This window comes from Bradyrhizobium sp. SZCCHNR1002 (genome assembly GCF_032381435.1).
GTDB classification, from domain to species: Bacteria; Pseudomonadota; Alphaproteobacteria; order Rhizobiales; family Xanthobacteraceae; genus Bradyrhizobium; species Bradyrhizobium aeschynomenes.
In genome coordinates this window covers 775968-794593 of record NZ_JAUHIS010000001.1, presented here as the reverse complement: position 1 = coordinate 794593, position 18626 = coordinate 775968, and the positions used below count along the sequence as shown (strand labels likewise).

Sequence of the window (18626 nt, the reverse complement as noted above, 5' to 3'; positions counted from 1 at the left end):
GAAAAACGAAGCAGGGGAGGTTTGTCCATGTCCATCACGTCCATCACGATCAAACAATGGCTGCTATCGAGCGCCGTCGCGTTCAGCTGTCTCGCCGCACCGGCGGCCATCGCCGGTCCGATCGACAACTACAGTCCGGTTACGCCGGCGCGGCTCGAAAATCCCGAGCCCGGCAACTGGATGCTCTATCGCCGCACCTATGACGGCCAGGGCTACAGCCCGCTCGACCAGATCAATACCACCAACGTCAAGAGCATGGTGCCGGTCTGGACCTTTGCTACAGGCGTGGTCGAGGGGCACGAGGCGCCGCCGCTGGTGAACAACGGCGTCATGTTCATCACGACGCCGATGGGGCAGGTGATCGCGCTCAATGCCAAGACCGGCGATCAGTACTGGCGCTACAAGCGCGAGCTGCCCGAGGATCTGTTCCAGCTGCATCCGACCAACCGCGGCGTCGGGCTGTGGCAGGACAAGCTCTATCTCGCCACCACCGACGATCATCTCGTCGCGCTCGACGCCAAGACCGGCAAGGTGCTCTGGGACAAGAAGGTCCAGGACTACAAGAAGGGACAATATCTCACGCTGATGCCGCTCGTCGTCGACGGCAAGGTCATGGTCGGCGGCTCGGGCGGAGAGTTCGGCGTGCGCGGCTATGTCGCCGCTTATGATGCCGAGGACGGCAAGGAGCTGTGGCGGACTTTCACGATCCCGGCCGAGGGCGAGCCCGGGCATGACACCTGGAGTGGCGACGATTGGAAGAACGGCGGTGGTTCCGCCTGGATGACCGGCACCTACGACAAGGACACGAAGACCGTGTATTGGGGCGTGGGCAACGCCGCACCATGGCCGGGGAATCTGCATCCCGGCGACAATCTCTATACCAGCTCGGTCATCGCGCTCGATCCGTCCACCGGCAAGATCAAGACGCACTTCCAATATCACCAGAACGATTCATGGGATTGGGATGAGGTCGATGCACCCATGCTGATCGATCTGCAGCGCGATGGCCGTACCTTCAAGAGCCTGATCCATCCCGGACGCGACGCGATCTTCTGGGTGCTCGAGAGCACGCCGGAGCGCATCAAATACGTCAACGGCTGGAACTTCGTTCACACCGACGTCTGGAAGGGCATCGAGCCGGAAACGGGACGGCCGATCGTCGATCCCGCGCACAAGCCGACGCTCGGCAAGCGCGTCGATTTCTGTCCGTCGCTCTGGGGCGGCAAGGACTGGCCGTCGGCGGCCTACAGCCAGAAGACGCGCTTCGTCTACGTGCCGGCGAACGAGAACTTCTGCGGCGGCTTTACCGGCGAGAAGTTGCCGCTCGTTCCCGGACAGCTCTGGCTCGGCACCAAGGCCGAGGACATCGGGTTGACGGTGCGGCCGGGCGCGGATCATTTCGGCGAGCTGCAGGCCTGGGATCCGGCGTCAGGCAAGAAGGTGTGGTCGCACAACTTCCCGAAGTCGCAATTGTTCGGCTCGGTGACGGCGACCGCGGGCGATCTCGTCCTGGTCGGCGGCACCAACGACCGGATGTTCCGCGCCTTCCACGCCAAGACCGGTGAGCTGCTGTGGGAGCAGAAGACCAACTCGGGCATCATGGGGATGCCGGTTGCCTATGAGGTCGACGGCACCCAGTACATCGCCGTGCAGTCCGGCTGGGGCGTCGATGCGCAGCGCATCCAGGATGCGCTCGCCAAGGGGAACACGGGGCTGGAGGACAACGTGCCGCAAGGCGGCGTGGTCTGGGTGTTCGCCGTCAAGAAATAGCTGGTGTGATCAGCAAGGCGGCGGCCATCGCGCCGTCGCCATTGCATCAACGGGAACCGTTTCGGGTGAAGTCAGAGGACGACCGTCGACCCAATCGCCGGGCGAGCCGGACGCATCAAGAACAGGCCCGAATCCGCAGGCGCGAATCAACAGGCCGCGAACCAGCCATCCGGAAACGGGATCAGCGGCCAAGCGCCCTGATTGTCGTTGGCAGCCTTGGGGAAGGTTGAAATTGAAAACAAGCGGGCCATGGAATCGATCTCAAGCTCTGGCGCAATAGCCGTTCTTACAACGTCCATCAACAACTCGTATTCGGCTTCGCTCATCGTGCCCTCGCGCAACTGCGAGCAAGATCGCAAAGCTTCACTTTGTTCAAATTGAGCGGATCACTCAAATTCTAACGATCCGGAGCGAAAGACCTAATTGGTTACCGGTGCCTTTCGTTCCAGCGATAGGTATCTCAGTCTGCGAGCCGTCTGGTGTGAACGAGGTCACATCCCATCGAACTTAATCGTTCCTAAATGGCTCCAGGACTTCGCGTGTCCGCATGAGATGGGATGAAGAAGATGAAGCCGCGATTCGGACGACGCTTTGTCGCAGGCTCTCGAGCTTCGCCGAGCTCGACGCTCAAGCTCTTTCTGAACCTGTTCCTTCTCGCATCAGTCCGGCGCCGACCGGTCAGGCGATTCGCGGTCGTCCGGGGCTGACGAGCCAACTTGCCAAGCGCGCGTTCCGGCCTGGATGCGCACGGCTGCAATTCAGCAACTCCCGCGCGGCGGCCCTGGACTGTCGGCGACGCATGCCGTCCCGCAATGAAGGGCGGAGCGGGCGCGCGTGTCAACGGCTCATGTCCGGGTCATCCTACTGTCGGGTCATCGTCGCGACGGCAAGGGGCTCGGAGTCGTGAGCAAGAATGTCTCGCATCAGCTGCGACAGATCGCGTGGCTTGAACGGTTTTGCCAGACGATGCAGGCCGACCACCCGGGCCGAGAGTCCGAGGAAGTCGGGCGTCCCGTGTCCGGACTCCAGGACCATGCCCGACATCATCACGATCGGCATGTTCGGCCGCGCTGCTCGCGCGGCCCGAATGACGTCGTTACCGTCCATGTCGGCCAAGTTGAGGTCGATCAGGGCGGCGGCGAAATCGTCGCGTGCCACGGCGTCCATCGCCAGTCGACCGTCCGTGACGGCGGTGACAGCATAGCCTTCGCGAACCAGAAGATGCTGGATGACACAGCAGACGCCAACTTCGTCATCGACAACCAGGATGTTCGTCATGAGGCTTTCCTGACAGATGTGGCTGCGGAGCCGGGTTGCCGGGCTTCGACCAGCAGCTGTTGACGGACCTCGATCGCACGATCCACGGCTTCGAGCAGGTCAAGAATGTCGAACGGCTTCTGCAGAGCCGCCGTCGCTCCGAGCTTGATCGCCATGCCGAGGAAGTCCGGAGCTCCCTGCTTCTTGTCGGTGAAGGCGTAGCCGGAGATCGCAATGAACGGCACCGTGGGATCAATCTTGATAAGCTCGCGAATGGTCGCGATTCCGTCCATGCCCGGCATGAACATGTCGATCACGACGGCATCGAACGAGACGCTGCCGATCAGCCGAATGCCGGTGGGTCCGTCCGGCGCGAGAAACACGCAGAATCGCTTCTTCTTCAACAACGTTTCCAGCGCAGCGCGCGTGGCAGAATCATCATCAATAATGAGGACGGTAGGCATGGGCCACCTCAGTATCAGCTGGACTGAAGGACTCTCACGCTACAAGGACAATGGGGCTGGGACTCAAAAATGACAAAGTGATTAACACTGAATTAGTTGCCTCCGATTTGCAACCAGGAGTTTTACGGAGGTTTCGTTGGCGTGCATCATCGTGGCACATCTATGCACACTGCGATGAACATGGAACTATGGCATTCGGCAGCGTTCCTCCACAGGACGCAGCGACAGGCCAGCTCAGGCCGGCTTGAGCAGTGCGATGACGACCAGGCCTCCTGCGATCAGTGCCGCGCAACAGAGCCGTCGTGGCGTTGGACGCTCGTTCAGAAACAGGACACCGATCAGCGTCGCAAACAAGACGCTGCACTCGCGAAAGGCGACAACGCTGGCGATCGGATTTCGGCTCAGGGCCCACAGGAACACGGCGAACGAGATGACGCCCAATGCTCCCGCGACGAGGACCGGGAGCAGGGCGTTACGAATATCCGACAGGATTGCCGGTCCTTGCAGTCCCGTCGCGACAACGAAGAAGACGATGCTGTCGAGCACGATCACCCAGACCGTGAATGACGCCCATCCCTCGATCTGCCTGGTGCCCGCGCCATCAACGACCGAGTAGGCGGCGACCATGGCCGCGGCAGAGACTGCAGCCCAGAACGCGCGGCGGTCGATCGGACCATGGATGCGGTCACGTGCAAGTCCGAGGATGCCAAGGACGACGATGAGGATGCCGACGAGCTGCTCGAGGCCGGGCCGTTGCTGCAGCCCGACATAGGCGAGCAGCGTCGCGAACAGTGGCACGGTGCCGCGGGCGATCGGGTAGGAGCGCCCGAACTCGGCCGAGCGGTAGGCCGTTGCCAGACTTGTCTTGTATCCGGCGTGCAAAACGAGCGAGGCGAGAATGATCGGCCATGTCGATCTGGATGGCATTGGAACGACGAACATGAAGGGCATCGTCAGCACGCTGCTGACCAGACCCATGCCGGCCAGGATGGACAGCCCGCTGCCGGTCTTGACGATCGCATGCCAGGTCGCATGCAGCAGACCAGCCAGCAGCATCAGAATGGCAGCGACGGGGTCCAACGTTGCAGGGCCTTGGTGAGATCGGGGCTCGGAGGTCAGTTCTCGGGCCGCCAGCCTGCTGCAGCAAAATACGGTGCCGTGTCTTGGTCAAACGCCTGGCGAGAGATGATTCGGCTCGACGGCGACACTGGGAGCTGTTCCCATTCCTCGCGATCGACGAAGCGCAGGGTTGCAATCTCCTCGCCGTCGGGCACGAGCGCCCCGCCGACGATCACGGCTTCAAAGGCGATCACGGTGTAATAGGTCAGGTCGCCATTGGGATAGCGGATGAGAAATTCGGGGCCGCCGAAGACACCGAGCAGGCGCTGCGGCCGAACGATGAGCCCGGTCTCCTCGAAGCATTCTCGGCTGGCTGCGTCGGCCGGATGCTCGTTCGGATCGATGGCGCCGCCGGGCAAGGTCCAAAGGTTGGTTTCGGCGTCGCGCCCCAGCAGGATTCGGCCCTTGTCGTCGAAAATGGAGATCGAGACCGCCGTCGTCGCCAGGAGATCGTGGCCGATCTTGCTGCGGACGGCTTTCAGATGGTCGGAAATGGGCATCGCGGGTCGTCGCTCGCAGGAGGTCGGCCCCGCTTGCCCGAGCCCTCATGCGCCGTCAAGACGGGCCGCACGCGAGCAGATCCCGGCTGGAGATCGTCTGGGCTGGCCATGTGGCAGCGCATCGGTCCGCACCGAACGCCGGGAGGGATCATTCACGGGGGAAGAATGGGGGTGAAGAAGAACCATTCGGCATGGCCAGAATGGCTCCCCGGGCTGGATTCGAACCAGCGACCATTCGATTAACAGTCGAATGCTCTACCGCTGAGCTACCGAGGAACAGGCGAAGCAATGTTCGCGAGCGGGGTGCGTATAACAAAGCCCTTTCGCCTTGCATAGAACGAAATCGCATCTTGATGACAATTACGGTTGCTCAGCCAATTTCACGATTTTTCAGCAACTTACTCTGATTTTGAACGGTTGGTGGGCAGCTGGCGCCCACAGTTGGATGACAAGAATTTCACTTGGACAACGGCAAACCGGCACCGATAGTTGCTGGAACTTGCCAGTCACCGGGGTCAGGGAGTGTTGTCAGATGCCGAACACCATCATCCAGTTCACCCAGGCTGTCGCTGCGCCCTCGCTGATTCCCGACCCGCTCGAGCGTCTCAGCGATGACGAGTGCCTCACGCGATTGGCCGATGCCGTGACACGCGGCGAATCGGAGCAGCTGGACGAGATCGTGCAACTGATCGGCCGGCTGGCTGTGGTGATCGAGTAGTCCCGTCGACGATCACCCGACATCGCGGTGTGTCCGTTCGAACCGCGTGTTGCCTTTTCGGGAGCCTTGTACCAAAAGATTGCGCAGATCGTTCGCGGTCCATCCGCTTTGCTTGCAGGTCTGCTCATGTCTTCATTCGCGACGGCGCGCCAAAAAATGGTCGATGGTCAGGTCCGGACCAACGACGTGACCGACCACCGCGTGCTGGACGCCATGTTGACCGTGCCGCGGGAGGCTTACGCTCCCGCCGACCGGCAGGCGCTGGCCTATCTGGATCTCGATCTCGACGTCTCTGAAACTGCTGGCGCGAAGCGGTTTCTGATGAAGCCGATGCTGACAGGAAAGCTGCTTCAGGCTGCCGAGATCAAGCCGACCGACAGCGTCCTCGTCGTGGGCTGCGCGACCGGCTATCTCGCGGCCCTGGCCGCCAGGCTGGCCGGCAGCGTGACCGCCACCGAGATCGATCCCGCCTTGGAAGGACGCGCCAAGCAGTTGCTCGGCGCGGCCGAAGGGTGCCCCGTTACGATTCGTGTCGCGCCTGCCGTGCAGGGCGATCCGGCCGACGGCCGGTTCGACGTGATTCTGCTCAATGGGGCCACCGAGATCGCTGTCGACGGCCTTTGTCGCCAGCTCAAGGACGCCGGGCGGCTCGTCGGCGTCTTCGGCAAAACCAGGCCCGCCCGTGCCATGATCTTTACGCGATCGCATGGTGACATCGGCAGCAGGGTCCTTTTCGATGCCGCGGCACCAGTCCTTCCCGGTCTCGAACGGGTCCCCGAGTTCGTGTTCTAGGCGTTCATCGACGTTCCCTCTCGATTCGCTCGGGCGTGCGGTCATCCGGTCGTGCAATGGGCCGTAGTTGAGTCGTCTTGGCGGCTCCGCTCAGGCAAAATTCTGTTTCAAATCAGAAGTGTGGCCCGGATGCTGCACGTGGGGAGATTTCCGCAGGAGTTCCAGGGGAGGGTGGTTCCGTTGCGCTTGCATGGGGAATAAGGTGCGAGGTGCGCGGGAGTCTCTTCAACAAGTTACGGCCCGGCTCTGGCGTTCGAGCCGGTAACAAAATGAATGGAACAGGGATGTTTGGGGTGAAGCTCGTCACCGCGGCGGCGGCTGCGGTTCTCGTGATGGCTTGTGCGGGGCCGGCGCCTGCGCTTGCCGACACGATCGAGGCTGCGCTGGTGCGCGCTTATCAGAACAACCCGCAACTGAACGCGTCGCGGGCGCAGGCGCGTGCGGTCGACGAAGGCGTCCCACAGGCGCTCTCCGGGTATCGGCCGAAGGTCAATCTGACTGCGACAGCGGGCATTCAATATACGGACTTGCAGGCAGCGCCGGGGGCACCGGCCGTTAACGGCGTACAGAGGCCCCGCAGCGTCGGTCTGACCGTCAACCAGAATCTCTACAACGGCCAGCAGACCGCAAACGGCGTGCGCAGGGCCGAGGCGAACGTCTCGGCGCAACGCGAGGCCCTCCGCGTGCTGGAGCAGCAGGTCCTGCTGCAGGCGGCTACCATCTACATGGACTATCTGCGCGACGCGGCGATCGTCGAGGTCCAGCGCAGCAACACGCGGGTGCTGGAGCAGACACTCAAGCAGACCCGCGATCGTTTCAACGTCGGCGAGGTGACCCGAACCGACGTCGCACAATCCGAAGCGCAGCTCGCCGCGGGTCGCACCCAGCAGCTCACGGCCGAAGCCAACCTGACCGCGACGCGCTCGAACTTCCGCCGCATCATCGGCAACGATCCCGAGAACTTGGCTCCAGGCTCTCCTGTCGACCGGTACTTGCCGCCGTCGCTGCAGCAGTCGATCGAAACGGCGCTGACGGAAAGCCCGAGCGTGACCTCGGCGATGTATGGCATCGACGTCCAATACCTGCAGGTCAGGATCAACGAAGGTGCGCTGCTGCCGACGGTCAATCTCCAGGCTCAAGCCCAGCAAGGCTATGAGTCGAGCTTGCAGTCCTACCGTGGGTTCACCGCTTCGGCCGTCGCCTCGGTGAACGTCCCGATCTACAACGGAGGCGCGGAATATGCGCTGATCCGTCAATCCAAGGAGTCGTTGTCGCAGCAGCGTCTGGTCCTTGAGCAGACGCGCGATCAGGCTCGCTCCGACGTGGTATCTGCCTGGGGCAAGCTGCTCGCCGGCAAGGCCCAGGTGCAGTCGGCGCAGGCCCAGGTCTCGGCCTCGGAGATCGCCTTGAACGGCGTCCGCGAGGAGGCCAAGGCCGGCCAGCGCACCACTCTCGACGTCCTGAACGCCCAGCAGGCGCTCGTCAACGCGCGGGTCTCGCTGGTGACCGCCCAGCACGACCGTGTGGTTGCATCCTATTCGGTCCTTCAGACCGTCGGACGCCTTTCGCCGCAGGTGCTGAACCTGCCGACGACCACCTACGATCCGAGCGTTCACTACCAGCAGGTTCGGGACAGTTGGGCGGGTGCACGGACCCCCGATGGTCGTTAGTGAAATCTTAATATCAGTGCTGATCCCTCGGTCCTTGGCCGGGGGATTTTTTTATGGCACATGCTGTGGTTGTGATGATTGCGCGACGCTTGCCCGGCGAACTCCGTGCTCCACCGGTTCGCGGCGGGCGTTGCTTGCATTCATTTGTTGCCATGACATAGCCTCAAAATGGCCGCCGAACGATTCGGACTACGTCGGATGTTGTTCCAAGAATAGACTCCGAGATGAGCAGTATCGTTCTGTTGTTTTGTATCAATCGGGCCTCGTCTGGAGACAGTTTGGCATGTCCGTTGAGAAGTCCAAGCCAATTGGATCCGGCGCCCGGGACTTTTGCGCTAAGCCGACGCGTGCGGCGGCATCGCTGATTTGGAGTCGGAAATGACGCAGCCTGCGAAGGTCCAAGAACCCTCCATGGAGGAGATTCTGGCGTCGATCCGGCGTATCATTGCCGACGACGAAGCCAAGCCGCCGGCAGCCGAGAAGGCGGCCGCCCCGGAGCCCGTGAAGGCCGAGAAGCCTGCTGCTGCGCCCGCTCCAGCGCCCAAGCCCGTGATGAACGACATCCCGCCGTCGAAGATTGCGGCGGCTCCCGCCAAGCCTGCGCCACCCCCACCGGCGCCGCCGCCTGCGCCGGCTGCGACGAACAATCAGGACGACATTGACGCATTGCTGGCGGGTTTGGATGAAACGACTCCGGTCGCGGAGGTCAGGCCGGCGGAACCCGAGCCTGGGCCCGAACCAGAAGTACTCGAGTTGACGGACGACATGGCAGTGGCACCACCGACCCCCGCTCCGGCCCCCGCAGCGGCCTCCTTCCGCAAGGTGGATCCGCAGGACGACATCGAGTTCATCGAGTCCGGGCGGCTCAACCACAAGGCCGCCAGCTTCGAAACCTCGTTCGAGCAGGTCTCGCCGAAGCAGCCGATCATGGCGCCATCCACGGTTAACGCCGTCGAGTCGGCGTTCAACGCGCTGGCCAACACGGTGCTGAGCAACAATGCCCGGACGCTGGAGGATCTCGTCAAGGAGATGCTGCGCCCGATGCTCAAATCCTGGCTGGACGACAATCTTCCGGCCCTGGTCGAGCGCATCGTCAAGGCCGAGATCGAACGGGTCTCGCGGGGCCGCTGAGGACAGGGCAGGGCTCTCACGCTGCCGTCAATGTTGGCCGCCGCTGTTGACTTGGCGGCCCGCGGCGGCTTTCTAGCCTGTTCAAGCTGATGCCGGCCGGGCGGATCGGAGAGAGGTCTCCGAGAGCGCGATAGGTGGCCGGACGTCGGTCCGAAAAGAGCCCAAGCCCCAATAGCTTGCGCGAGCTTTTTCAGGTCGCGATGAAGACCCGGACGAGCCGCGCCATCCCGAATTGGACGGCGGCCTTGCGCCCGCTGGAAGTGTCATGATCGAGAAGAATTATCAGCCCGCCGACCTCGAGGGACGCATGTCCCTGATCTGGGAGGATGCCCGCGCGTTCTCCGCCGGCCGCCCGGATCGCCGCGGCGCCGATCCCTTCACCATCGTGATCCCGCCGCCGAACGTCACCGGCTCGCTGCACATGGGGCACGCGCTCAACAACACGCTGCAGGACATCCTGTGCCGGTTCGAGCGCATGCGCGGCCGCGACGTGCTGTGGCAACCAGGTACCGACCATGCCGGCATCGCCACCCAGATGGTGGTCGAGCGCCAGCTGATGGAGCGCCAGCAGCCGGGCCGCCGGGAGATGGGCCGCGAGAAGTTCCTCGAACGCGTCTGGCAATGGAAGGACGAGAGCGGCGGCACCATCATCAACCAGCTCAAGCGCCTCGGCGCGTCCTGCGACTGGGGCCGCGAGCGCTTCACCATGGATGAGGGCCTGTCCAAGGCTGTCGTGAAGGTGTTCGTCGAGCTGCACCGCGCCGGCCTGATCTACAAGGACAAGCGGCTGGTCAACTGGGACCCAAAGCTCTTGACCGCGATCTCCGACCTCGAGGTCCAGCAGATCGAGGTCAAGGGCAACCTCTGGTACCTGCGCTACCCGATCGAGGGCAAGACCTTCAGTCCCGAGGATCCCTCGAGCTTCATCGTCGTCGCCACCACGCGTCCCGAGACGATGCTGGGTGACAGCGCGGTCGCCGTGCATCCGGATGACGAACGCTACCAGCACCTGGTCGGCAAGCGCGTGATCCTGCCGCTGGTCGGGCGCGAGATCCCGATCGTCGCCGACACCTATTCCGACCCGGAGAAGGGCACCGGCGCGGTCAAGATCACGCCGGCGCACGACTTCAACGACTTCGAGGTCGGCCGCCGCCACGGCCTGCCGCAGATCAGCATTCTCGACCGCGAGGGCTGCATCGCGCTGGTCGACAACGAGGACTATCTGCGCGGCCTGCCGGAGGGCTCCGAGGAGTTTGCGAAGGAGTTCCACGGCATCGAGCGTTTCGCCGCGCGCAAGAAGATCCTGGAGCGGCTGGAGACCTTCGGCTTCCTCGAGCGCGTCGAGCCGAACACGCACATGGTGCCGCATGGCGACCGTTCTGGCGTCGTGATCGAGCCGTACCTGACCGACCAGTGGTACGTCGACGCCAAGACCTTGGCGCAGCCGGCGATCGCCGCCGTGCGCTCGGGCGCAACGACGTTCGTGCCGCGCAACTGGGAGAAGACCTATTTCGAGTGGATGGAGAACATCCAGCCCTGGTGCATCTCGCGCCAGCTGTGGTGGGGCCATCAGATCCCGGCTTGGTACGGCCCCGACGGCAAGGTGTTCGTCGCCGAGACCGAGGAGGAGGCCGTCGGCCACGCCATCGGCTACTACGTCGAGCAAGAAGTGATCACGGCGGAGCAGGGCCGTGAGATGGCGCTCGACCGCAACAAGCGCGAGGGCTTCATCACCCGCGATGAAGATGTTCTCGACACCTGGTTCTCCTCGGCGCTGTGGCCGTTCTCGACGCTCGGCTGGCCCGACGACACGCCCGAGGTGAAGCGCTACTACCCGACCAACGTGCTGGTCACCGGTTTCGACATCATCTTCTTCTGGGTCGCCCGCATGATGATGATGGGCATCCACTTCATGAAGGAGGTGCCTTTCTCGACCGTCTACATCCATGCGCTCGTCCGCGACGAGAAGGGCGCCAAGATGTCGAAGTCGAAAGGCAACGTCATCGATCCCCTGGCCTTGATCGACGAGCAAGGCGCCGACGCGCTGCGCTTCACGCTCGCCGCCATGGCCGCCCAGGGCCGCGACATCAAGCTGTCGACGCAGCGGGTCGAGGGCTACCGCAAGTTCGCCAACAAGCTCTGGAACGCCAGCCGCTTTGCCGAGATGAACGGCTGCACCGTCCCCGAGGGCTTCGATCCTGCCTCCGCCAAGGAGACGCTGAACCGCTGGATCGCCCACGAGGCCGCCGCCGCCACGCGCGAGGTCACCGAGGCGCTGGAGGCCTATCGCTTCAACGACGCGGCCAACGCGATCTACCGCTTCGTCTGGGACGTCTATTGCGACTGGTATGTCGAACTCTCCAAGCCGACACTCCTGGGCGAAGAGGGCCCGGCCAAGGATGAGACCAAGGCGATGGTCGCCTGGGCGCGCGACGAGATCCTCAAGCTGCTGCATCCGTTCATGCCCTTCATCACCGAGGCGCTGTGGGAGTCGACGGCCAAGCGCGACAGCCTGCTGACGCTCTCGCCGTGGCCGCACCGCGTCGACACGCCGACCGTCGCCGAGATCGCGGCGCTGTCCGCTGCCAGCTTCGGCGATCCGCTGGTGCCACCGGTGCTGGTGTCGTTCGACGCCGCCAGCTTCAAGGACGAGGCGGCCGAGGCCGAGATCGGCTGGGTGGTCGATCTCGTCACCGCGATCCGCTCGGTCCGCGCCGAGATGAACATCCCGCCGGCGACCTTGATGCCGCTCGCCCTCGTCGGTGCCTCCGCCGAGACCCGCGACCGCGCGCCGCGCTGGAGCGAGGTGATCAAGCGCCTCGCGCGGTTGTCGGACATCACCTTTGCGGACACCGCGCCGGAAGGCTCGGCCCAGTTCGTCATCCGCGGCGAGGTGGCAGCGTTGCCGCTCAAGGGCGTCGTCGATCTCGCCGCCGAGCGCACCCGGCTCGGAAAGGAGATCGCCAAGGCCGAGGCGGACATCGAGCGCGTCGACAAGAAGCTCGGTAACGAGAAGTTCGTCGCCAACGCGCCGGAGGAGCTCGTGGAGGAGGAGAAGGAGAAGCGCGAGGCGGCGTTGGCGCGCAAGGCCAAGTTCCAGGAGGCGCTGTCGCGGCTGCAGGGCGTCTGACGCGACGCTCTCTCTCTCCGTCATTCCGGGGCGATGCGAAGCATCGAACCCGGAATCTCGAGATTCCGGGTCTGGTCCTTCGGACCATCCCGGAATGACGGCCCAGCATTAAGTCGGGAACGGCTTGCTGACGAACCGCGAGCCCTTCAGGCCGAAGCGCCAGGGCTTCTCGACGGCCTTGGTGATGCCGATGCGGACGCCGGTGACGATCTCGACATCGGCAGATCGTGCGAACAGCTCGATCGGCGGAGCATCGAGCGGCAGCGCGTTATGCGCGATCGTGATCCCCATCGCCTCCGTCAGCTTGCCCGGCCCCGAGCACAGCATCCTGATATCCTCCAGCCCGCGCCGTCGCTGCATCTCGCCAATCCCGAGCGTCGGCTCGATCGCCCGGATCAGCACCGCGCTGGCCGAGCCCGCAGGCTCGCAGACGAAGTTCACGCACCAATGGATGCCGTAGGAGCGGTAGACATAGGCGAAGCCGGGCGGGCCGAACATCACCTGGTTGCGCGGGGTCGGTCCGCGGAATGAATGTGCCGCCGGGTCGGTGTGGTGATACGCCTCGACCTCGACGATCACGCCGCCGACGCCGTCGACCAGGAACGTCGCCCCGATCAGCTCCGGCGCCACGTCGAGCACGTCGCGGGCGAAGAACGCCCGCGTGAGCCGCTTGCCTGGCGCGACGCGCGAGGGCCGGGAAACTCCGGTGGTTCTTGCTGGTTTTTGCGCCATTCTTGAAGAATTCCGCCGGGATCAGCGCGGTTCCGCGCTGCCCATATCTGCCATGCCCTGGTATCCTCGGCCAGCCGGTTGCGGCGCGGGCCGACACGGAATAGCTAGGGCGCAACAGAGATTTGCTGGGCATCATGGTCACCATCGTCGACATCAACGCGAACACGCCGCTGCGCCCCCGCCACCCCGAGAAGGTGAACCGGCCGGACTCGGTCTCGCCGGCCAAGCCGGCCTGGATCCGCGTCAAGGCGCCGACCACCCGCGGCTATGCCGACACCCGCAACATCGTCCGCGAGAACGGCCTGGTCACCGTGTGCGAGGAGGCCGGCTGCCCGAACATCGGCGAGTGCTGGGACAAGAAGCACGCCACCTTCATGATCATGGGCGACACCTGCACGCGGGCCTGCGCCTTCTGCAACGTCAAGACAGGCATGCCCGCCGCGCTCGATGCCGGTGAGCCCGAGCATGTCGCCGAGGCGACCTTCAAGCTCGGCCTTGCCCATGTCGTCGTCACCTCGGTCGATCGCGACGATCTCGCCGACGGCGGTGCCACCCATATCGCCGCGACCATCCGCGCCATCCGCGCGAAGTGTCCGACCACGACCATCGAGGTGCTGACGCCCGACTTCCTGCGCAAGGACGGCGCGCTGGAGCAGGTCGTCGCCGCCAAGCCGGACGTCTTCAACCACAATCTCGAGACGGTGCCGTCGCGCTATCTGTCGGTCCGCCCGGGCGCGCGCTACTTCCACTCGATCCGGCTGCTGCAGCGGGTCAAGGAGATCGACCCCACCATCTTCACCAAATCCGGCATCATGGTCGGCCTGGGCGAGCAGCGCCACGAGGTGCTGCAGGTGATGGACGATCTGCGCTCCGCGGAGGTCGATTTCCTCACCATCGGGCAGTACCTGCAGCCGACCAAGAAGCACCATGCCGTGATGAGCTTCGTCACGCCGGAGGAGTTCTCCAACTACGAGACCGTCGCCTACACCAAGGGTTTTCTGATGGTGTCGGCCAGCCCGCTGACGCGCTCCTCCCACCACGCCGGCGAGGATTTCGCCAAGCTGAAGGCCGCGCGCGACGCGCTCGCGCGCTGATCGAGACGAGATGCCGAGATTTTCCAACAAGCGCCGTGTCGCGCATACGGCCGACCAGATGTTCGACCTCGTCGCCGATGTCGAGCGTTACCCGGAGTTCGTGCCGCTGTGCGAGCGGCTGGTGGTGCGCCAGCGCAACGCGAAGCCCGATGGCACCGAGGTGGTCGTCGCCGACATGACGGTGTCGTTCAAGCTCGTGAAGGAGACCTTCACCAGCCGGGTCACGCTGGACCGCGCCAAGCGCAACATCCTGGTCGAATATGTCAGCGGGCCGTTCTCCAGCCTGGAAAACCGCTGGAGCTTCGAGCCAACAGGCGAGGGCGCCTGCGAGGTGACGTTCTTCATCGCCTACGAGTTCAAGAGCCGCATGCTGGCGATGCTGATGGGCTCGATGTTCGACACGATCTTCGCTCGGATGTCGGCGGCGTTCGAAAAGCGCGCGGACGCGATCTACAGGCGAAAGCCGGCGGTGTCGTCGACGTAAGTCTTTCTCCATGCCAGCCGGTGGTAGACGACAGAGGGCGCCTCACCCTCAGTTGTCGTCCCGGCGAACGCCGGGACCCATAACCACAGGGGGGCGTGTGGCCGTACGCCCGTCCTTCCGATCTCGTCTCACCACATCCGCCGCGGAGTATGGGTCCCGGGTCAAGCCCGGGACGACGGCGGAGGGTTGGTCGGCCGCGTGCCAACTCACAGCAAAGCTGCCCCCTATCAAGCCGCTGCCAGCTCGACTTGGCTTCAAATTCCTATCCACGTTTCAAACAGCTGCTCCGCGACATCGTCGCGGAGCCGGTCTGATCGCGGACGGTCAGTCTGCGACCAAGACCCTACGCCGCCTGCACGGCGGTCAAAAAGTCCTTCACCTTGCCGCGCAGCTCGTCGGCATGCTTGGAGAGCTGACCCGCAGCTCCCAGCATCTGCCGCGCGGCGCCGCCGGCGGACTCCACCGTCTGGCTGACCGAGCCGATATTGGTCGCCACCTCGCGGGTGCCACTGGCAGCCTGGCTCACCGAGCGGGCGATCTCCTGCGTCGCGTGGCCCTGCTGATCGACCGCGGTGGCGATCGTCTTGGCGATCTCGCTGATCTGGCCGATGGTGCCGCCGATGCCCTGGATGGCGGCGACGGTGTCGCTGGTGGCGCGCTGCATCGCGCTGATATGGGCCGAGATCTCGTCGGTCGCCTTCGCGGTCTGGCTCGACAGACTCTTCACCTCCGAGGCGACCACGGCAAAACCTCGGCCGGCATCGCCGGCCCGCGCCGCCTCGATCGTGGCATTCAAAGCGAGGAGATTGGTCTGGCTGGCGATCGCATTGATCATGTCGGTGACCGCGCCGATCTTGGCGGCCGCATCCGCGAGGCTGTTGACGAGGTCGTTGGTGCGAGAGGACGCCTCGACCGCTTCGGCCGCAATGGTCGAGGAGGTCGCGACCTGGCGGTTGATCTCGCTGACCGAGCTCGACAGCTCTTCGGTCGCGCCCGCGACCGACTGTACGTTGGACGAGGCCGAGCTCGACGCCGATGCGACCAGCGCCACGCGCTGCGCCGCCTGGTCGGCGGTCGTGGTCAGCGACGCCGCGGTGGTCTCGACCTCGCGCGAGGCGCCGGAGATCGCATTGGCGATCGCGCCGACGCTAGCCTCGAAATCCTTGGCGATCCGGTCCAGCGCGCGCTTCTTCTCCTCGCGCGCGGCGACGAGGTCGGAGAGATCGCGGCGGAAGCTGAAGACGTAGGTCTGGCCCTCGATCGTGGTCGGCACCAGCGTGATCTGCACCAGCGCCGGGCTGCCGTCGGCGCGCTTGGTGGTCCACTCGAAGCTGGCATGGCCCTCGCGCTTGGCCTTGGCGTCCATCTCGCGCACCACGTCGGCGGACTTCTTGCCGTTGGGCTGCACTTCCGGCGCCATCGCCGCCGGCGAGCGCGACAACAAGTCCTGCTTGCTGCGGAAACCGCCGAAGCGCACCGCACTTTCGTTGCAGGCGATGATCTTGCCCTCGGACATCACCAGGATGGCGTCGCGATGGCGTTCGAACAGCTCGGCCATCAGGAGGTTGTGCACGCGATCAGCCGACTTGCCGGAGAAGAAAGCCATGGGGATACCGAATCCACTGTCAGAGAAGAATGAGCGAGAGCTAGCAGGACAAAATTAACCAAAACCTTTCGGCGCACGGTCGGTGAGCGATATTCATCGGGAGGGGCGCGGTCCGCACAAATACGGGTGAGAGTGGCTGCGGGCGTGCAGCCGCGTCTTCCGCGGCGCGATGACGCCCGGGCTGTGCTCGTCGATCACCCTCGGAACAATCACGAGGGCGCAGGGAATGCCGGGCGCTGGCCGCAACCCATGGCCCGCCTGCAACAAAAAAGCAGGCGGCAGTCACCACAGGTTCAGCCGACATCCGGCATTCCCTGCGCGATGGTCTTCACGCTTATACGCAGTCTCCCCGGGGACCGGCTGTCTTGCCCCCGTGACCGGCGGATCATCACCGCCGGCGTGACACCAGCATCGGGGTGTCAGGACGCTGCGACTTCACGTCCGCCAAGAGCCGTTCGTCGGCACGTCCTTGGACGCGCTGCGGCTCACCGGCGGCCATCGCCTCCCCACCTCGCGTCTCGTGACGATCGCGATACGTCCCTCGTGTCGAGGCGGGATGAGGGGAGAAAACATGAAATTCGGAAAAATGAAAGTAGGATATTTTTGCTGTGAGGACTGGACAGTGAGTCGGGTGTTGAATGCACAGGAGAAATTCGCCGCGCGACGCACGGCTTCTGCTTCGCTTTCCGGCCGCTGAAGGTTCGGCAAGGGCGACCGACGCAGGCCGGCGGCATTGCCGATTTGCCCGACGGGCGGGCTGGTCTGGTGCTCGATATCCCCCGGGGGCTGCTGAATGTGTCTCACGTCTGAGATGATGATCCTCAATCATCAGGAGAAGGAAGCTAACCAATGTCACTCTCGAAAATCTACGATGACGCGCTGGTCTATGCGGCAGAGCTGCATCGCAGCCAGTTCCGCAAGGGCAGCAACGTGCCCTACATCGCGCATCTGCTGAGCGTCTCCAGCCGGGTGCTGTCCGCCGCCGGCAGCGAGGTGCAGGCGATCGCCGGCCTGCTGCACGACGCGGCGGAGGACCAGGGCGGTCAGCCGACGCTGGACGACATCCGCCGGCGGTTCGGCGACGGCGTCGCCGACATCGTCGCGGACTGCACGGATTCCTGGGTCGATCCGAAGCCGGCATGGCGTCCTCGGAAGGAAGCCTATCTCGCGAAACTGCCGGACAAGCCGGCGTCATCGCTCCTGGTCTCGCTCGCCGACAAGATCGACAATGCCGAAGCGATCGCGCGCGACCTCGACGAAGTCGGCGACGCGGTGTGGCAACGCTTCACAGGCGGAAAGGATGGGACGATCTGGTACTACCGCACGCTGAGCAGCATCTTCGATCAGGTGTTGCCGGGATCGTTGGCGCGGCAGCTTGCGCGGGCCGTGGACGCTTTTCCGGCCTGACAGATTGGACAAGGCGGGTGCCGATCTTTGGCCGGACCGGCAGATGACAACCTCAGATCGATCAGCTATAGAGCCAACCATGATCACCGTCGCCACCCATCGTTTCGGTCGTTGGACGCACCGTAGCTCGCGGGCGGCGGGAGGATCACGCGCAATCTGATGAATTGCAGTCTTTGATCCGAACAGCCGCCAGGAACCTGGCGGCTTTTTTGTTGCCGGCAGGTTCTTCTTTTCAAGGGAGTCCGCCATGCAGAGCACGACCGACGATCCGAGCCTCAGCGCCATCGGCACGCGCGGATTTCGTGGTGTCGCGCATGGGCCGCGGATCTTCGAGCGCGGTCGCGATCGCTCCGCGCGACGTCCTGCTTCGCCGAAGCCTGGAGGCAACGTCTACTACTTGCCGCATGTGGTTGCCGACCCCGCCCGCGCTGAGCCCGAGTCAAAATCGCTGCTTCGGCTCTGGTGGGCACGCTGGCGCGAGCGTCGCCGCTTCGCCATGGAGCTGCCCTGGCTCGCCGACGAAGTGCTGGAGGACTACGGCCTGACGCGCGACGAAGCGCGGCGGCTGTGCCGGCGGCCGTTCTGGCGCGCATGAGGACTTCGAGCTGAGACCGAGGTGGCGGCCCACCCACAATTGTCATCCCGGGCAAGCCTCCACGGCGCAACGCGCCGCGGAGGCGCCGACCCGGGATCCATACGCCGCAGCAGATGTGGTGAGAGGAGATGTGAGCCACCGACGTGCCGCCACACGG

The 18626-nt window shown here is 64.2% G+C and carries 17 protein-coding genes and 1 tRNA gene; 10 read left to right on the top strand and 8 right to left on the bottom strand.

Annotation, left to right across the window (positions count from 1 at the left end; translation table 11 throughout):
- The first annotated feature begins 27 nt into the window (after window positions 1–27).
- Window positions 28–1770, top strand: a complete 1743-nt coding sequence (locus tag QX108_RS03560) for a methanol/ethanol family PQQ-dependent dehydrogenase (protein WP_315778761.1) — start codon at window positions 28–30, stop codon at window positions 1768–1770.
- Window positions 1771–1916: 146 nt separating this feature from the next.
- Here QX108_RS03560 and QX108_RS03555 read toward each other — a convergent pair whose 3' ends face one another.
- The 6 genes from QX108_RS03555 to QX108_RS03530 form a co-directional block, all read right to left on the bottom strand.
- Entirely contained in the window at window positions 1917–2096 is a 180-nt protein-coding gene (locus QX108_RS03555; protein ID WP_172108797.1) for a hypothetical protein, read from the bottom strand.
- A 535-nt stretch (window positions 2097–2631) separates the two neighbouring features.
- Window positions 2632–3048, bottom strand: a complete 417-nt coding sequence (locus tag QX108_RS03550) for a response regulator (RefSeq protein WP_315720163.1) — start codon at window positions 3046–3048, stop codon at window positions 2632–2634.
- Entirely contained in the window at window positions 3045–3431 is a 387-nt protein-coding gene (locus tag QX108_RS03545) for a response regulator (RefSeq protein WP_315778763.1), read from the bottom strand. The genes QX108_RS03550 and QX108_RS03545 overlap by 4 nt, the downstream gene beginning before the upstream one ends.
- Window positions 3432–3725: 294 nt before the next feature.
- Complete coding sequence (locus QX108_RS03540) at window positions 3726–4571, bottom strand: EamA family transporter (protein WP_315778765.1); 846 nt, start codon at window positions 4569–4571, stop codon at window positions 3726–3728.
- Between the two features lie 35 nt (window positions 4572–4606).
- The gene (locus QX108_RS03535) at window positions 4607–5110 is read right to left on the bottom strand and encodes an NUDIX domain-containing protein (RefSeq protein ID WP_315720161.1); all 504 of its coding nucleotides are present in this window, start codon (window positions 5108–5110) and stop codon (window positions 4607–4609) included.
- Between the two features lie 201 nt (window positions 5111–5311).
- Window positions 5312–5386: transfer RNA gene (locus tag QX108_RS03530), tRNA-Asn, on the bottom strand.
- 256 nt (window positions 5387–5642) lie between these two features.
- On the opposite strand from QX108_RS03530, the gene QX108_RS03525 reads away from it, so the two are divergent.
- The 5 genes from QX108_RS03525 to QX108_RS03505 all read left to right on the top strand — a co-directional run bounded on the left by QX108_RS03525 (window position 5643) and on the right by QX108_RS03505 (window position 12551).
- Complete coding sequence (locus tag QX108_RS03525; protein WP_172108807.1) at window positions 5643–5828, top strand: hypothetical protein; 186 nt, start codon at window positions 5643–5645, stop codon at window positions 5826–5828.
- Window positions 5829–5954: 126 nt separating this feature from the next.
- Window positions 5955–6620 (top strand): protein-L-isoaspartate O-methyltransferase family protein, encoded by a 666-nt coding sequence (locus tag QX108_RS03520; protein ID WP_315720138.1) that lies wholly within the window; start codon window positions 5955–5957, stop codon window positions 6618–6620.
- A 284-nt stretch (window positions 6621–6904) separates the two neighbouring features.
- Window positions 6905–8290, top strand: a complete 1386-nt coding sequence (locus tag QX108_RS03515) for a TolC family outer membrane protein (protein ID WP_315720137.1) — start codon at window positions 6905–6907, stop codon at window positions 8288–8290.
- 378 nt (window positions 8291–8668) lie between these two features.
- Window positions 8669–9421, top strand: a complete 753-nt coding sequence (locus tag QX108_RS03510) for a DUF2497 domain-containing protein (protein ID WP_315778769.1) — start codon at window positions 8669–8671, stop codon at window positions 9419–9421.
- A 265-nt stretch (window positions 9422–9686) separates the two neighbouring features.
- A complete protein-coding gene (locus QX108_RS03505) occupies window positions 9687–12551 on the top strand; it encodes a valine--tRNA ligase (protein WP_315778771.1) in 2865 nt (954 codons plus the stop codon).
- A 108-nt stretch (window positions 12552–12659) separates the two neighbouring features.
- On the opposite strand, the gene QX108_RS03500 is transcribed toward QX108_RS03505, so the two are convergent.
- The gene (locus QX108_RS03500) at window positions 12660–13283 is read right to left on the bottom strand and encodes a DNA-3-methyladenine glycosylase (protein ID WP_315778773.1); all 624 of its coding nucleotides are present in this window, start codon (window positions 13281–13283) and stop codon (window positions 12660–12662) included.
- A gap of 134 nt (window positions 13284–13417) precedes the next feature.
- On the opposite strand from QX108_RS03500, the gene lipA reads away from it, so the two are divergent.
- Both lipA and QX108_RS03490 read left to right on the top strand, forming a co-directional pair.
- Entirely contained in the window at window positions 13418–14377 is a 960-nt protein-coding gene (gene lipA / locus QX108_RS03495; protein WP_315778774.1) for a lipoyl synthase, read from the top strand.
- Between the two features lie 10 nt (window positions 14378–14387).
- Complete coding sequence (locus QX108_RS03490; protein WP_315778775.1) at window positions 14388–14861, top strand: type II toxin-antitoxin system RatA family toxin; 474 nt, start codon at window positions 14388–14390, stop codon at window positions 14859–14861.
- Window positions 14862–15204: 343 nt separating this feature from the next.
- Here QX108_RS03490 and QX108_RS03485 read toward each other — a convergent pair whose 3' ends face one another.
- Window positions 15205–16467: a methyl-accepting chemotaxis protein gene (locus QX108_RS03485; protein WP_315720131.1), complete on the bottom strand. Its 1263-nt coding sequence runs from the start codon at window positions 16465–16467 to the stop codon at window positions 15205–15207.
- Window positions 16468–17316: 849 nt separating this feature from the next.
- Between QX108_RS03485 and QX108_RS03480 the strand changes: the two genes are divergently transcribed.
- Both QX108_RS03480 and QX108_RS03475 read left to right on the top strand, forming a co-directional pair.
- Window positions 17317–17874, top strand: coding sequence for an HD domain-containing protein (locus tag QX108_RS03480; protein ID WP_315778778.1), 558 nt, complete (start codon window positions 17317–17319; stop codon window positions 17872–17874).
- A 247-nt stretch (window positions 17875–18121) separates the two neighbouring features.
- The gene (locus tag QX108_RS03475; protein WP_315778780.1) at window positions 18122–18469 is read left to right on the top strand and encodes a DUF1127 domain-containing protein; all 348 of its coding nucleotides are present in this window, start codon (window positions 18122–18124) and stop codon (window positions 18467–18469) included.
- The last annotated feature ends 157 nt before the right edge of the window (window positions 18470–18626 follow it).